Origin of the sequence: Candidatus Thiothrix putei (genome assembly GCA_029972225.1) — a bacterium.
Classification (GTDB): Bacteria; Pseudomonadota; Gammaproteobacteria; order Thiotrichales; family Thiotrichaceae; genus Thiothrix; species Thiothrix putei.
In genome coordinates this window covers 3629595-3645866 of record CP124756.1, presented here as the reverse complement: position 1 = coordinate 3645866, position 16272 = coordinate 3629595, and the positions used below count along the sequence as shown (strand labels likewise).

Here is a 16272-nt window from a genome sequence, read left to right as displayed (position 1 = left end):
AGCAAAACATAAGGATCAGGAAGCGGCAGCATGAAAAAAATCATTTGGGGCTTATGCTTGTTAGGCGCAAGTGCACCGGGGTCTGCCGCTTTTTTCCAACAAACGGAAGAGGAAGCGGCGGCTGAAGCGGAATCTCCCGTTAAGGTGACGGTGCAGGGTGCAGACACGGCGCTGGCGGATAATTTACGGGCTTTTATGCCTTCCTTGCGCAACCTTAAATGCGACAGTCCTAGGGATAGGGTGCAACGTTTTATCGAATCTGCCGAAGAAAAATTATATGAAGGCGCGGAGGCGATGGGCTATTACAGCGCTCGTTTCAACGTTACCTCTGTGCAACAAGGTCAGTGTTTAGCCTTGCATGTGGCGGTGCAACCCGGCGAGCCAGTGCGGGTTACTCGCATTGATGTGCAGGTGACGGGGGTGGGTAAAGATTTGCCAGAATTCCGCAGGATAACTGCCGTTTTGCCTTATCAGCAAGGTGATGTGCTGGTGCATCAACGATACGAAGATTTCAAATCCAGCCTCAGCAGTACCGCCAATCGCTTGGGGTTTTTCGATGCGGAGTATTTGCTGCGGGAAATTCAAGTAGACCCTGATACTCGCCAAGCGCAAGTACGCTTGCATTTTGAAACGGGTAAACGTTACCAAGTAGGCAAGGTCAGGGTGGAACAGGATGTATTGGCAGAAAAATACCTGAACCGCTATTTGCGCGTGCGTGAGGGCGATACCTACAACGCTGAAAACTTGCTGAAACAGCAGCGGATTTTGGAAGGCAGCGGCTATTACAGTGAAGTGCAGGTCAGTGGTGCTTACCAACAAGCAGAAAATGGCAGTGTACCCGTGGGCATTTCCGCTGAACGCCGAAAACGCTACACCTACAGCGGGCGGGTGGGGTATGGCACGGATACGGGGTTTCGAGTCGAAACGGATATGGAAGCCCATTGGGTTAACAATAAAGGCCACAAATTCAATGCGAAAGGTGCGCTGGCTCAAAATGAACAGTCCGTTGAAGGCACATACAAAGTGCCGTTATGGGAGCCTGAACACGAATACGCCAGCTTGTCCGGCGGGGTGCGTTATACCGATAACAACGGCATTGAGAGCGAAGCATTTAAAGTGGGTGTGGACTATAACCGCCGCAATGACCATGATTGGCAGCAAACAGTATTTGTCAATTACCTCGATGAAACGACACGTGTCAACAGTGGGGAAGAAACGCGCTCCCAACTGACGCTTGGGGGTGTTCGGGTTAAAAAGACCAAAACCAACGATTTACTGTTTCCGACACAAGGTTGGCAAGTAGCGGCAGAGATACAAGGTGCCGCCGAAGGAGTCTTAAGTGACCAAAGTGTTCTGCAAGGTAAGCTCAACGGTAAATACCTGCATACCCTCGAAACAGGTGGCAAGCTGATTTTGCAAGGTGCTGCTGGCTCGACGCTGACCAATGAGTTGGATGAAATGCCCAAATCCCTACGTTTTTTTGCTGGTGGGCAAAGTTCAGTGCGGGGTTATGATTTTGAGTCTTTGGGGGGAACGAATGCGGCGGGCGATGTCGTAGGGGGGAAGCACTTGTTAACGACCAGTGTTGAGTATGATCGCCCAGTGGTAGATAACTGGAGTGCGGCTGCTTTTGTAGATGCAGGCGATGCTTTCAATGATGCTGCTAATATGTCCATGAACGTTGGCGCTGGCTTCGGGGTACGTTACAAATCGCCGTTGGGGCCGATACGTGCGGATATTGCAGCGCCTAAGGACGATCTTGGGGATGTGCATTTCTATTTCAGTCTGGGGCCTGACTTGTGAATCAATGGCTGAAACATTTATTGGTTAACCCGTTGCTGGTGATTTTCCTGCTGCTTTTGCTGGTAGGGGGGAGTGTTGCGTTTCTGGCGCTTTCCCAAACGGGTACACGTTTTCTGGTGAATAATGCGCATTATTTGGTTTCAGGGTTGGAGATGGAGGGGGTGGAAGGCACGTTAGCAGCGGGGCTGAACGCGGGTCGCATCCGTTGGGAGAGTGAGAGTGCCACCTTGGAAGCCAGTAGTGTGGCGGTGGATAGTCAGGTCGAGGTTGCTTCACCACCGGCATTGTGGGTGAGGCGTTTGCATGTGGATAAGTTGGTAATCCGTTTGCCAGCTAGTCAGGAGGAAGCTGAAGCATCGCAACCCTTTGAGTTAATGTCGATTCGCTTGCCGCTAACTGTTGATGCGCGGCAAATTAGCATTGACGAACTGGAGGTTTGGCAGGGTGAACACCCGCTGCGCTTACGTGACGTGCAAATGGAAGCGCGTGCACGCGAGGGGCAGTTGCACGTCGAGAAGTTGCAAGCGCAACTTTACGATGCGCAAGGTAAGGTCGATGTGGTACTGGATGGGAGTATGGCGTTGGCTCAGCCTCATGCTTTGGCTTTGAATGTGGCGGTGGATGCCGCTAGTGATACGTGGGGAAGCGGTACGGCTAAGGCCAAAGTGGGTGGGGAGTTATTGCAATACACGCTCGGTCTGGAGGCTGATTGGGCTTACGCTGACTACCCGCGTTATCAAGCACAGTTACAAGGCAAAGGCTCGTTTGCTGAGCTGGTGATTGACAAATTGCGGCTCAATGGCGAAGCAGGCGAGTTAAGTGCTGCTGGGCAGTTAGGCTGGCAAGATGCCTTGGTATGGGAAGCCGATGTGGAGGGACATCAGTTAAACCCCGCTCATTTTCTCAAGGAATGGCCTGCTAATCTGGGTGTGGCGCTACGTTCCAGTGGTTCGTTGCATCAGGGTAAGCTGCAAGCGGCTACCTTGGACGTGACGCGCTTACAGGGGAAATTGCGGGAATACCCCGTCGATATTCAAGGGCAGGGCGACTGGAATGGCAAGGTGGTTGATCTGCGTGCTTTGGACGCCAAGATCGGCGATAACCGTTTACAGGCAAACGGCAATGCCAGTGATCGACTCGATATCAACTGGCAGGTAAATGCGCCCAAATTGGCACAGCTTGATCCCCGGATTCGTGGGACAGCCAAGGGCAATGGTACGTTACGTGGTTTATTGGATGGCTCGCAATTGCAATTAGAGGTGGTGGAACTTGCGGGTAATGTCGAAGGTTACGACTTGCAGGCTAAGGGTAAGCTTGATTGGGGTGATGCAAAGTTGGCTGCACAGAACGTGGTGCTTCAGTCAGGTGCTAACCGAGTGGAGGTGTCTGGGCAGGCAACAGAACCATTCGATTTGCGTTGGAAAGTGGATGCTAAGAATCTTGCTAAGGCGTGGAAGGGTCTAGAAGGCAGTTTACAGGGTGAGGGTGTTTTCAAAGGAAAGTTGGAAAAGCCAGAAATTCAGGCGGATTTGCAGGGGAGCAAACTTCGCTATCAGGATTACCGTTTGGGCGCAGTAGATTTGCAAGCAAGGCAAGTTGCTGAACGTTATGAGTTGCAAGGTACGCTTAAGGATTTTCAAGCCGGTGAAACGCTCATTAAGTCTGCCAGGATTGATGGACAGGGGACGATAGAGCGTCATCAGGTGACGGCTCAGGTGATGCATGAGGCGGGTAAACTGGAGATTGCGGCAAGTGGTGGTTGGCAAAATGGGCAGTGGCAGGGAACGCTTCCTAAGCTTGCGCTGCGGGATACGCCAGCAGGCAACTGGGATATGGCAGATCCGATTAATCTACAAGTTTCTGATAAAGCGTTGAGCAGCTCTATGATTTGTTTAAATAATCGGGGGGCGCGTGCTTGTGGTAAACCGGCTTGGATGCCCGCGACAGGTTTTAGCATCGCTGGTAATTTGCGGCAGATTCCTCTGGTGATGTTGCGCTCGTGGTTGCCGGAAACCTTAAGTGTAGAGGGTGTCGCCGACGCTGATTACCGTTTTGAGCAGCGCGGTGGGAAGCCACAGGCGAGCGTGGCAGTGCGTTTGCCTGACAGTTCGGTAAAGTTGCGGGGTAACAAGGGGAAGGTGGAAACCTTACAGTACACCAGTACCCGTGCCGATTTGAGTCTCAATGACCGTCAAATGGATGTGCAAGCGCAAGTGGATTTGGTGCGCTATGGGCAGTTACGGGCTGATGGGCGGATTGATTTGTCGCCGTTGGATGGTAATCATCGTATCAATGCGCGGCTGAATGCGGCGCTGCCGGATATTGCTTGGTTGGAACGTTTTTCCCCACAGATTGAGCGCTTACGGGGCAGTGTGACAGGGGATGTGACGCTAACAGGGTTGCTTAAAAAGCCGGTTGTGAATGGGGGTGTAAAGCTGACGGGGGGGCAGGTACATTTACCTGAAGCGGGCGTGACGCTGGAGGCAATTATCCTTGATATGCAAGCCCGTGGTACAGAGCGTGCGACCATTAAGGGTTCGTTGCGGGCAGGAGCGGGGATGATGACGGCTAATGGGGTGTTGTCATTGGCAAATTTACCGCATTGGCAGGCTGATGTAGCGTTGCAGGGTAATAACCTGACCTTGATGGATACGCATGAAATACAGGCATTGGTTTCCCCGGATTTGAGCATTCAAGCTAGTCCTGCGGATGTGTCGATCAGTGGTTCGGTATTGATTCCTGAGGCGACGGTTAGTTTGCGGGAAATTCCGCAGACGGCCAGCGCCCGTTCGGATGATGTGGTCATCGTGGGGCGTTCTGCTGCCGAAACAGGAGGAAGTGGGCAACCCCAGGTTTTGGTGAAAGATGCGCCATTGAATATCAAGCCAAATGTGGTGATTGAGCTGGGCGATAAAGTGAAGTTTAATGGATTTGGCTTGGATGCACGTTTAATCGGTAAGCTACGGGTGCTGCGTACTCGCCAGGATATTATTGCTGAGGGTGTTTTAAGCGTTGTGGACGGGGTTTATAACGCGTATGAACAACGTTTGGCGATTGAGCGTGGGCGTTTGATTTTCAACGGCCCGCTCAATAATCCGGGGTTGGATGTGAGGGCAGTGCGTGAAGTGGATGAGGGCGATATTAAAGTGGGTATTGCGCTAGCCGGTACGGTGCAGCAGCCGGAGTCGACGTTGTTTTCCTCACCGCAGCAAACGCAAAGCGATACCTTGAGTTATTTGTTAACAGGGCGAGCCATGTCTAGCCTTAGCGGTGAACAGTCCTCTTTATTAATGGAGGCCATTACTGGTCTGGGGATTGCTGGTGGGGAAAACCTCGCACAACGCTTGGGCGGGAGTCTCGGTTTGGATGAGGTTGGGTTGAAAGCTAAAAATGGTAATTTTGACCAGAGTGAATTGGCGTTAGGTAAGCGTTTGGGTGCACGTTTGTATGTGCGTTATATTGTTGGTTTGTTTGATTCGCTGCAACGGGTAGCCATTACTTATCAAATTAACAAGCATTTACAGATTGAGGCGCAGGCAGGTCTTCAGCAAGGTGTCGATTTGATTTACAGGATCGACACCGATAAGGGATTATTAAAACGCTGATGGTTGAGCTTAGCAGCCACGTCCGATAGCGTAGTAGGTGATGCCTTTTTTCATCATTTGTTCGGGTGAGTAGAGGTTGCGCCCATCCACAATCACTGGGTCTTTCAGTTTGGTTTTGATCGTATCAAAGTTGGGGCTGCGGAATTGTTGCCATTCAGTGACGATTACTAGGCAATCTGCGCCATCCAGCGCGTCATCAGCGGTTTTACACAGTGTTAAGTCGTCCCGTTGACCGTAGAGGCGGGTGCATTCTTCCATCGCTACTGGGTCAAACGCTTGTACCTTCACACCTTGTTTCCATAAGGTTTCCATGAGTGTGCGGCTAGAGGCTTCGCGCATATCATCGGTGTTGGGTTTGAAGGCCAGACCCCAGAGTGCTACGGTTTTGCCTTCGAGGTTCGCACCGTAATGCTTTTGTAGTTTCTCGAAAGGTTTGTCCTTCTGGCGGTAGTTAACCGCTTCGACCGCAGACAATAATTCAGCGTTGTAGCCGATTTCACGCGCAGTACGTTCCAATGCTTGTACATCTTTAGGGAAGCAAGAGCCGCCATACCCGCAGCCGGGATAGATGAAGTGGTAGCCAATGCGGGGATCTGAGCCGATTCCAATCCGTACTTTTTCGATGTCAGCCCCTAATAATTCAGCCATGTTTGCCAGTTCATTCATAAAGCTGATTTTAGTGGCAAGCATGGCGTTTGCGGCGTATTTGGTGAGTTCTGCTGAACGGATGTCCATGACTACCAGACGGTCGTGGCTGCGGTTGAAGGGGGCATATAATTCACGCATCAGTTCGGTCGTGCGTGGGTTATCTGTGCCTATCACAATGCGGTCAGGTTTCATGAAATCGTCCAGCGCAGCCCCTTCCTTGAGAAATTCGGGGTTGGATACCACGTCAAATTCGGTATTGAAAGCACGCTGTTCCAGAACTTCCTGCATGGCAGTTCTTACCTTATCAGCCGTTCCAACGGGTACAGTGGATTTATCCTCGACGATACGGTAGCCATCCATGTGCTGTGCAATCGAGCGGGCAACAGTCAATACATAGCGCAAGTCGGCAAGTCGGCTGAACCATCTTCGTCGGGTGGTGTGCCAACTGCAATAAATTGGAATAAACCATGTGCAACGCCTTCGGCTGCTGAGAGGGTGAATTTCAGGCGACCAGCCGCGATGTTCGCCTGTACCATTTTATCGAGACCTGGCTCGTGAATAGGGATTTCTCCATTCAATAACATGGTGATTTTACGCTCATCAACATCGACGCAGAGTACGTCATTGCCAACTTGTGCTAAGCACGCCCCTGTCACTAGGCCAACATAGCCTGAACCGTAAATTGTAACTTTCATTGATGGTTCCTGAAATAAAAAATGGATTTTTGTATGCGATACGCATTATGATTGATCGCGCTAATTTTTGTAACAATTAAGCCGACAAACTTACTAGTTTAGCCGTCGAAAATTAATAACAAAATTCTGCTTTTTCAAGGTTGACATTGACGAGTGATTCACTCAAAATGCCGTCCTTTCCAGTTGGAGGGGTTCCCGAGCGGTCAAAGGGGACAGACTGTAAATCTGTTGGCTCTGCCTTCGAAGGTTCGAATCCTTCCCCCTCCACCATATTATTTTGGTTTGCACGTTCAGCTTGATTTATAGCGTCATGCTATGCCGTGCGGGCACACGACTTCAGGCGGGTGTAGTTCAATGGTAGAACTTCAGCCTTCCAAGCTGATTGTGTGGGTTCGATTCCCATCACCCGCTCCAATTTCTGGCTGAGTCGTTAAAATGGTTTTGCTCTCATAGCTCAGGTGGTAGAGCGCATCCTTGGTAAGGATGAGGTCGGCAGTTCGACTCTGCCTGAGAGCACCAATTATTCAGGAATTTAACGGGAAGTTATCGATCATGGCAAAAAGTAAATTTGAGCGTAATAAAACGCACGTAAACGTCGGTACAATCGGTCACGTTGACCACGGCAAAACCACGCTGACAGCGGCGTTGACAGTTGTTCAAGCCAAGAAATATGGCGGTGAGTCAAAAGCTTACGACCAGATCGATGCGGCTCCTGAAGAAAAAGCACGTGGTATTACCATTTCTACTGCACACGTAGAGTATGAGTCTGAAACACGTCACTACGCACACGTTGACTGCCCAGGTCATGCTGACTATGTTAAAAACATGATCACAGGTGCGGCGCAGATGGATGGTGCAATTCTGGTTTGTTCTGCTGCTGACGGTCCAATGCCACAAACACGTGAGCACATTCTGCTGTCTCGTCAGGTTGGTGTTCCATACGTTGTCGTTTACATGAACAAATGTGACTTGGTTGATGACGAAGAGTTGTTGGATCTGGTTGAAATGGAGTTGCGTGAGCTGCTGTCTAGCTATGACTTCCCGGGTGATGACACGCCAATCGTTAAAGGTTCTGCGCGTATGGCGTTGGAGGGCGATGAGTCTGATATCGGTGTTCCTTCTATTGGTCGTTTGATTGAGGCGATTGATACCTTTATTCCAGACCCTGTGCGTGCGATTGATGGTACGTTCTTGATGCCTGTGGAAGATGTGTTCTCCATCTCTGGTCGTGGTACGGTAGTAACCGGTCGTATCGAGCGTGGTGTGATCAAGGTTGGCGAATCCATCGAAATCGTTGGTATTCGTGATACTAAGTCCACTACTGTTACGGGTGTTGAAATGTTCCGTAAGTTGCTGGATCAAGGTATGGCGGGTGACAACGTTGGTTTGTTGCTGCGTGGTACTAAACGTGAAGAAGTTGAGCGTGGTCAAGTTCTGTGTAAGCCGGGTTCTATCAAGCCACATACTACATTTGAAGCAGAAGTTTATGTTCTGTCTAAAGATGAAGGTGGTCGCCATACGCCATTCTTTAAAGGCTACCGCCCGCAATTCTACTTCCGTACTACGGATGTAACAGGTGCTTGCGAGCTACCAGAAGGCGTTGAAATGGTTATGCCAGGTGATAACGTTAAATTGGTTGTTACCCTGATCAACCCAATCGCGATGGAAGAAGGCCTGCGTTTCGCTATCCGTGAAGGTGGTCGTACCGTTGGTGCTGGTGTTGTTGCTAAGATCATTGCGTAAATAATACCTTGTGTTTTGAAAGAGTAGAGAGTATCCTCTCTGCTCTTTCTTGCCTTTACAGGCCAATAGCTCAATTGGCAGAGCGGCGGTCTCCAAAACCGCAGGTTGGGGGTTCGATTCCCTCTTGGCCTGCCATCTTTATAGATGGCTTTGGATAATAAATTGTAGTTGTTGCTGTTAGGTTGTTCGCAGTGTGTTATCCAGAGTCATTCGGCTATCAGGTTTGGTAAAAATAAATGTCAGTACATACCGAAGAACAGGGTTCGTCGCTTGATACAGTAAAGCTTATTATTGCCGTTGCATTGTTGCTTGCGGGCATTGTTGGTTTCTACTACTTTGAGAATTGGCAGGGTCAGCCTGTTTCTGTTCTGTTCCGTGTGTTGGGTTTGTTGGTTATTGTTGGTGCGGGGGTTGCTGTTGCACTGTCGAGCCTTTCCGGTAGGCGGTTGTTGAGCTTCATGAGGGATTCGCGTCTCGAAGTTCGTAAAATGGTATGGCCTACCCGTGCCGAGACGCTTCAAACCACATTAATGGTGATGGTCATCGTCATAATCCTTTCCATTTTCCTCTGGGGTGTTGATTCCCTGCTTGGTTGGGGCGTTAAAAGTCTGCTTGGCGGAGGAGGTGTCTGATGGCAATGCGCTGGTATGTTGTACAAGCTTATTCTGGTTTTGAAAATCAAGTAAAGCGCTCGCTTGAAGAGCGCCTTGTGCGTTTTGGGTTGCAAGATGCTTTTGGGCGTGTGCTGGTTCCTACGGAAGAAGTCGTAGAGATGCGTGATGGTCAGAAGCGTAAAAGCGATCGTAAATTTTTCCCTGGCTATGTCTTGGTTGAAATGGAAATGAATGATGAAACATGGCATATGGTGAAAGAAACACCTAAAGTGCTCGGTTTCATTGGCGGTAAAGCAGATAGGCCAGCCCCTATTACGCAAAAAGAGGTCGATAACATCATGCGTCGTGTGGAGGAGGGGGCTGAAAAGCCACGCCCTAAAGTTCTCTTTGAGGCTGGTGAGGTCGTGCGTGTGACTGATGGGCCATTTAAAGATTTCAACGGCGTAGTCGAAGAAGTCAATTACGAAAAAAGCCGCTTGTTGGTGGCAGTGCAGATTTTTGGTCGCTCAACGCCCGTTGAGCTGGAATTCTATCAGGTCGAAAAAGCCTGATCAGATAATCACGGGGAGCCGTCAGGCGCTACTACCCATTTATAGGAAAGTATCATGGCAAAGAAAGTCATCGCTTTTATCAAGCTGCAAGTTCCGGCTGGTAAAGCAAACCCAAGTCCACCTATCGGTCCTGCACTGGGTCAACGTGGTCTGAATATCATGGAGTTCTGCAAAGCATTCAATGCTGCAACACAGAATCTTGAAGTCGGCCTGCCTACTCCGGTCGTTATTACTGCGTACAGCGATAAGAGCTTTACGTTTGTAATGAAAACAACACCTGCTTCTGTGTTGTTGAAAAAGGCCGCTGGCATCCAGTCCGGTAGTGCCAAACCTAACAGCAATAAAGTAGGCAAAGTTACGCTGGCGCAGTTGGAAGACATTGCTAAAGCTAAAACCCCTGATTTGACTGCGGCTAGTTTAGATGCTGCGGTACGTACTATCGCAGGCACAGCCCGTAGTATGGGTCTTGAAGTGGAGGGTGTGTAAGATGGCAAAACTAACCAAACGCCAAAAAGCAATCGCAGAAAAAATCGACCGCGCCAAGTCTTATGTTATAGCTGATGCGCTTGATACCCTGAAATCGCTGCCACGTGCGAAGTTTTTAGAAAGTGTTGATGTCAGTGTTAACTTGGGTGTTGACCCGCGTAAATCTGACCAAGTTGTGCGTGGCTCTACGGTACTGCCAAACGGCAACGGCAAAACAGTTCGCGTTGCAGTATTTGCACAAGGTGCAAATGCTGAGGCAGCGATGGCTGCTGGTGCAGATATCGTGGGTTTTGACGATCTTGCGGCTGAAATCAAAGCGGGCAAGATGGATTTTGACGTGGTTATTGCCAGCCCAGACGCGATGCGTGTGGTCGGTCAGTTGGGTCAAATCCTCGGTCCGCGTGGTTTGATGCCCAATCCTAAAGTTGGCACCGTAACCCCTGATGTTGCTGGTGCGGTTCGCAATGCTAAAGCGGGTCAAGTTCGTTACCGTACTGACAAGGCAGGTATCATCCATTGCTCCGTTGGTAATGTTGATTTTGATACTGACAAGCTGGTCGGCAATATCAATGCCTTGGTGGCGGATTTGGTGAAAATGAAGCCATCCACTTCCAAGGGTGTTTACCTGAAGAAAGTTTCTGTATCCACCACCATGGGTACTGGTTTGACAGTCGATAATTCATCACTGTCTTACTAATGGATTGGGGCGTTATCGCCCCATTCTCCGTTTCCAAGGATGGAAGCAGCCGCAAGGCAAAAAGATATACAGGACGTATGTCGTCAGAGACCGTAGGTGCTTTTTCGGAAGCTTAATGGTTCTGCATCTAATGTAGAGAACCTGCGCAGATGGCGTTCCCCGAGTCAGTAAGATGGTTTGGGACGCTGTTTCCTTCGCAAACCGGGATTCCGGTAAGTGATCGATAAATGGTGGATTATCCGCCAAACCAGGAGTAGATAACGTGGCATTAACACTGCAAGAGAAAAAAGAGATTGTCTCTGAAGTGGCCGCAGTTGCTGCAAGTGCTTATTCTGCGGTAGCTGCTGAGTACCGTGGATTGACCGTAGCTCAACTCACTACGTTGCGTCAAAACGCACGTAAGAATGGGGTGTACCTGCGTGTTGTGAAGAATAATCTGGCGCGAATCGCTGTTAAAGGTACTGCTTTCGAGTGTATCCAAGACGGTTTGGTTGGCCCGTTGGTATTGGCGTTTTCTCAGGAAGACCCAGGCTCAGCGGCACGCTTGATTAAAGACTTCAAGAAAGACAAAGCCAATGACAAGATGGAAGTAAAGTTTGTTGCTATCGACGGCAAAATGCTTCCTGCTGCTGAATTGGATCGTCTGGCGAAATTGCCAACTCGCGATCAGGCACTGGCCACCTTGGCTGCTGTCCTGCGTGCACCGTTGGATAAATTCGCTCGCACTCTTGCTGCATTGCGTGACCAAAAAGCTGAAGCCGCTGGCATTAGCTTAGATTGATTACTGATTTAGGTTTTGGAGAAACAAAATGGCTTGTACTAAAGAAGATATGTTGGAAACGTTTGCCAACATGACTGTGACTGAAATCGTTGACCTGATTTCAGCGATCGAAGAGAAATTCGGCGTAACAGCGGCTGTTGCTGTTGCTGCTGGTCCTGCTGCTGGCGGCGAAGCGGCTGCGGTAGTTGAAGAACAAACTGAATTCAACGTTGTAATGACTAGCTTCGGTGCTAACAAAATCAACGTTATCAAAGTAGTCCGTGGCGCAACCGGTCTGGGCTTGAAAGAAGCGAAAGACATGGTTGAAGGCGTTCCTTCCGTCGTGAAAGAAGGCGCAAGCAAGGACGATGCAGCTAAGTTGAAGAAAGAATTGGAAGACGCAGGCGCGACTGTCGAACTCAAGTAAGATTGAGAGAGAGCGTGTTGCGTAGCAATTAGTTCTTACATACCTTGTAGGCTGGCAGTGCACAAGTACTGTCGGCCTTTTCTCGCTTATTAGAGCGGGTGAAAAAATCCGGCAGTGTTGTTGTGAGCCGGGGTTCTGATTCCAGAGAGGAAAGACGATGGGACTGAGTTATACCGAAAAGAAACGGATCCGCAAAGACTTTGGGAAACGGCCGCAGATACTGGAAGTGCCTGACCTGCTTACCATTCAGTTAGACTCCTATCGACACTTCCTGCAACTGGAGAAACCAGTCGTAGAGCGCCGAGATGTTGGTTTGCACGCGGCTTTTTCTTCGGTGTTCCCGATTATCAGCTACAACAATTATGTTGCGCTGGAATATGTAGATTATCGTTTGGCTGAGCCTGTGTTTGATGTGCAGGAATGCCAGTTGCGTGGGTTGACGTTTGCTTCGTCCTTGCGCGTAAAATTGCGTCTGGTTATCTATGATAAGGACGCGCCTGCGGACGCCAAAGTGGTTAAGGCCATTAAAGAGCAGGACGTTTATCTCGGCGAATTGCCGCTGATGACGGATAAAGGCACATTTATTATTAACGGTACTGAGCGTGTTATCGTTTCTCAGTTGCACCGTTCACCCGGCGTGTTCTTTGAGCATGACAAGGGCAAATCCAATTCCGCTGGTAAGTTGTTGCACAGTGCACGTGTCATTCCTTACCGTGGCTCTTGGTTAGACTTCGAGTTTGACCCTAAAGATTCCATTTTTGTGCGTATTGACCGTCGCCGCAAATTGCCTGCGACTATCTTACTGCGTGCGTTAGGTATGCAGAACGAAGACATCCTGGATGTTTTCTTTGATAAAACCGCCGTGCATTTGAGCGACAGCTCCGTCGAAATGGAGCTGGTTCCAGAACGTTTGCGTGGTGAGTTGGCGTCGTTCGACATTATGTTGGATGGACAAGTTTTGGTGGAGACGGGTCGTCGTATTACTGCCAAGCATATCCGTCAATTGGAAAAATCTGGCCTGAACAAGTTGGTTGTGCCTAGCGAGTATATGAATGGCAAGATTCTGGCGCACAACATCATTGATTCCTCTACGGGGGAATTACTGGCATCTGCTAACGATGAAATTACGGATGCGTTGCTGGAAAAGTTACGTGACAATGATATCAAGGCATTCAATATCCTTTATACCAACGACTTGGATCGTGGCCCATTTGTCTCCAATACGTTGAAAATTGACCCAAGCACCAGTCAGTTGGAAGCGCAGATCGAAATTTATCGTATGATGCGCCCCGGTGAGCCACCGACAAAAGAAGCGGCAGAAAATCTGTTCAACAATCTTTTCTTCGTGGATGACCGTTATGACTTGTCCGGCGTTGGTCGGATGAAGTTCAACCGTCGTTTGGGACGTGAAGAGGCGACTGGTTCTGGTGTACTGGATCAGAATGATATTCTGGATGTACTGAAAAAGCTGATCGACATTCGTGATGGGCGCGATGATGTGGATGATATTGACCACCTCGGTAATCGCAGGGTGCGTAGCGTCGGTGAGATGGCTGAAAATGCCTTCCGTGTAGGTCTGGTGCGTGTCGAACGTGCGGTTAAAGAACGCTTGACGATGGCGGAAAGCGAAGGTCTGATGCCACAAGAGCTGCTGAATTCCAAGCCGGTTTCTGCTGCGATCAAAGAATTCTTCGGTTCTAGTCAGTTGTCGCAATTCATGGATCAGAACAATCCACTCTCTGAAGTTACCCACAAGCGCCGTATTTCGGCATTGGGGCCAGGTGGTTTGACCCGTGAACGTGCAGGCTTTGAAGTGCGTGACGTTCATCCAACCCATTACGGTCGTGTGTGTCCAATCGAAACGCCGGAAGGACCAAATATCGGTTTGATCAACTCGTTGGCGGTGTACGCACGTACCAATGATTATGGTTTCCTCGAAACACCGTATCGCAAGGTAATCGACAGCAAACCGACCATGCAGATTGATTATTTGTCAGCGATTGAAGAGTCCAACTACGTTATTGCACAGGCGAGTGCGGAATTGGATGAGGAAGGTCGTTTGTCTGACGAGTTCGTTTCTTGCCGTCATCGTAATGAATTTACCTTGAAGCAAGCGAGCGAAGTTCAGTACATGGACGTATCACCAAAGCAGATTGTTTCGGTGGCTGCTTCCCTAATCCCGTTCTTGGAACACGATGACGCGAACCGCGCCTTGATGGGTTCCAACATGCAACGTCAGGCTGTGCCTTGCTTGCGTGCGGATAAGCCTTTGTCTGGTACGGGGATGGAACGTGCGGTTGCGCAAGATTCCGGCTCGGCAGTATCGGCTCGTCGTGGCGGTATTATTGATTCCGTGGATGCAGGGCGTGTGGTTGTACGTGTTAATGATGACGAAGCGGACGAAGCACGCGGCGGTGTCGACATCTATAGCCTGATTAAATACACTCGCTCCAACCAGAACACTTGTATTAACCAACGTCCGATTGTCAGGGTTGGTGATGTAGTGGCGCGTGGTGACGTGTTGGCGGATGGCTCCTCCACTGACTTGGGTGAATTGGCGTTAGGGCAAAATATGTTCATCGCCTTCATGCCCTGGAATGGTTACAACTACGAAGACTCGATTTTGCTGTCTGAGCGTGTGGTTGACGAAGACCGTTATACGTCTATCCATATCGAAGAAATGTCTTGTTTGGCGCGTGATACCAAGCTGGGACCAGAAGAAATCACGGCGGATATTCCGAACGTGAGCGAAAGCTTGCTGGCGAAGCTGGATGAATGCGGCATTATTCATGTCGGTGCGGAAGTCAAGCCGGGTGATATTCTGGTTGGTAAGGTTACGCCGAAGGGTGAAAGTCAGTTGACTCCTGAAGAAAAATTGCTACGTGCGATCTTCGGTGAAAAAGCATCTGACGTAAAAGATACCTCATTGCGTGTACCAACTGGTATGGCGGGTACGGTTATCGATGTGCGTGTCTTTACCCGTGATGGTGTAGAGCGTGATGCACGTGCTCTGGCGATTCAGGAAGAAGATCTGAAGAAAGTCCGCAAAGACTTACGTGACGAACTGCGTATTTACGAGGCTGATATTTTCGACCGTTTTGCCAAGTTGGTGGTTGGTAAAGAAGCATTGGGTGGGCCTAATCGCCTGACTTCTGGCACAGTCGTTACTGAATCTTATCTGGATAATCTGGAGAAAAAGGATTGGTTCGCCATCCGTATGCAGGACGAGGAGGTGAATATTCAACTCGAGTCACTGTCTCATCAGATCGACGAGAAGAAAAAGCACTACGAAACCCGTTTGCACAAGCAACGTGACAAGCTCATGGCTGGCGATGACCTTGCACCAGGCGTGTTGAAAATGGTTAAGGTGTACATCGCGGTTAAGCGTCGGATGCAACCAGGTGACAAAATGGCGGGGCGTCACGGTAACAAAGGTGTGGTTTCTCGCATTGTACCAGTTGAAGACATGCCCTACCTCGCCAATGGTCAGACCGTTGACATCGTACTGAACCCGTTGGGCGTTCCATCCCGTATGAACGTTGGTCAGGTTTTGGAAACGCACTTAGGTTGGGCGGCAAAAGGTTTAGGTGAGAAAATTGCCCGCATGATCGACACTAAGGCGAAAGTGGATGAGCTGCGTCAATTCATCAGTGAAGTGTACGCAACCGGCGGCAACCCGAATCAGGATGAAGTCATTGCAGAACTGAGTGATGATGAGGTTGTGACGCTGGCGAACAACCTGCGTAAAGGTGTGCCGATGGCAACACAGGTCTTTGACGGTGCTGACGAAGCTGAAATTAAAGCTATGTTGCGCTTGGCTGACTTGCCTGAAAGCGGTCAAACCCAGTTGTGTGACGGTCGTACCGGCGATATGTTTGAGCGTAAAGTAACCGTTGGTTACATGCACATGCTCAAACTGAACCACTTGGTTGACGACAAGATGCACGCCCGCTCCACCGGCCCCTACAGCCTTGTTACCCAGCAACCGTTGGGTGGTAAAGCGCAATTCGGTGGTCAGCGTTTCGGGGAGATGGAGGTCTGGGCACTGGAAGCTTACGGTGCAGCCTACACCTTGCAAGAAATGCTTACGGTCAAGTCAGATGACGTGAACGGCCGTAACAAAATGTATAAAAACATTGTGGACGGCGACCACTTCATGGAAGCCAGTATGCCTGAGTCCTTCAATGTACTGATGAAGGAAATCCGCTCACTGGGGCTGAATATCGAACTGGAACGGGATTAA

General features: G+C 49.8%; 12 protein-coding genes and 4 tRNA genes. 14 read left to right on the top strand and 2 right to left on the bottom strand.

Going from position 1 to position 16272, the window contains the following annotated elements:
- Positions 1 to 30 precede the first annotated feature (30 nt).
- Entirely contained in the window at positions 31 to 1803 is a 1773-nt protein-coding gene (locus QJT81_18745; protein WGZ93800.1) for an autotransporter assembly complex family protein, read from the top strand.
- Positions 1800 to 5408 (top strand): translocation/assembly module TamB domain-containing protein, encoded by a 3609-nt coding sequence (locus tag QJT81_18740; protein WGZ93799.1) that lies wholly within the window; start codon positions 1800 to 1802, stop codon positions 5406 to 5408. Before QJT81_18745 ends, QJT81_18740 begins: the two co-directional genes overlap by 4 nt.
- A gap of 9 nt (positions 5409 to 5417) precedes the next feature.
- Here QJT81_18740 and QJT81_18735 read toward each other — a convergent pair whose 3' ends face one another.
- Entirely contained in the window at positions 5418 to 6446 is a 1029-nt protein-coding gene (locus QJT81_18735) for a UDP-glucose/GDP-mannose dehydrogenase family protein (GenBank protein ID WGZ93798.1), read from the bottom strand.
- Entirely contained in the window at positions 6443 to 6751 is a 309-nt protein-coding gene (locus QJT81_18730) for a hypothetical protein (GenBank protein WGZ93797.1), read from the bottom strand. The genes QJT81_18735 and QJT81_18730 overlap by 4 nt, the downstream gene beginning before the upstream one ends.
- A 185-nt stretch (positions 6752 to 6936) precedes the next feature.
- On the opposite strand from QJT81_18730, the gene QJT81_18725 reads away from it, so the two are divergent.
- From QJT81_18725 to rpoB, 12 genes are all read left to right on the top strand, one after another.
- Positions 6937 to 7021, top strand: a tRNA-Tyr gene (locus tag QJT81_18725).
- A gap of 70 nt (positions 7022 to 7091) precedes the next feature.
- Positions 7092 to 7165 (top strand) — tRNA-Gly (locus tag QJT81_18720).
- Positions 7166 to 7194: 29 nt separating this feature from the next.
- Positions 7195 to 7270, top strand: a tRNA-Thr gene (locus QJT81_18715).
- 33 nt (positions 7271 to 7303) lie between these two features.
- A complete protein-coding gene (gene tuf / locus QJT81_18710) occupies positions 7304 to 8494 on the top strand; it encodes an elongation factor Tu (GenBank protein WGZ93796.1) in 1191 nt (396 codons plus the stop codon).
- A gap of 59 nt (positions 8495 to 8553) precedes the next feature.
- Positions 8554 to 8629, top strand: a tRNA-Trp gene (locus tag QJT81_18705).
- Between the two features lie 101 nt (positions 8630 to 8730).
- Positions 8731 to 9126, top strand: a complete 396-nt coding sequence (secE, locus tag QJT81_18700; GenBank protein WGZ93795.1) for a preprotein translocase subunit SecE — start codon at positions 8731 to 8733, stop codon at positions 9124 to 9126.
- Positions 9126 to 9659 carry a transcription termination/antitermination protein NusG gene (gene nusG / locus QJT81_18695; protein ID WGZ93794.1) on the top strand — a complete coding sequence of 178 codons (534 nt, stop codon included), beginning with the start codon at positions 9126 to 9128 and terminating at the stop codon, positions 9657 to 9659. Before secE ends, nusG begins: the two co-directional genes overlap by 1 nt.
- A 54-nt stretch (positions 9660 to 9713) precedes the next feature.
- Positions 9714 to 10145, top strand: a complete 432-nt coding sequence (gene rplK / locus QJT81_18690) for a 50S ribosomal protein L11 (GenBank protein ID WGZ93793.1) — start codon at positions 9714 to 9716, stop codon at positions 10143 to 10145.
- A 1-nt stretch (position 10146) separates the two neighbouring features.
- Complete coding sequence (rplA, locus tag QJT81_18685) at positions 10147 to 10842, top strand: 50S ribosomal protein L1 (protein ID WGZ93792.1); 696 nt, start codon at positions 10147 to 10149, stop codon at positions 10840 to 10842.
- A gap of 262 nt (positions 10843 to 11104) precedes the next feature.
- Entirely contained in the window at positions 11105 to 11623 is a 519-nt protein-coding gene (gene rplJ / locus QJT81_18680; GenBank protein ID WGZ93791.1) for a 50S ribosomal protein L10, read from the top strand.
- Between the two features lie 28 nt (positions 11624 to 11651).
- Positions 11652 to 12029, top strand: a complete 378-nt coding sequence (gene rplL / locus QJT81_18675) for a 50S ribosomal protein L7/L12 (GenBank protein ID WGZ93790.1) — start codon at positions 11652 to 11654, stop codon at positions 12027 to 12029.
- A 157-nt stretch (positions 12030 to 12186) separates the two neighbouring features.
- Positions 12187 to 16272, top strand: coding sequence for a DNA-directed RNA polymerase subunit beta (rpoB, locus tag QJT81_18670; GenBank protein ID WGZ93789.1), 4086 nt, complete (start codon positions 12187 to 12189; stop codon positions 16270 to 16272).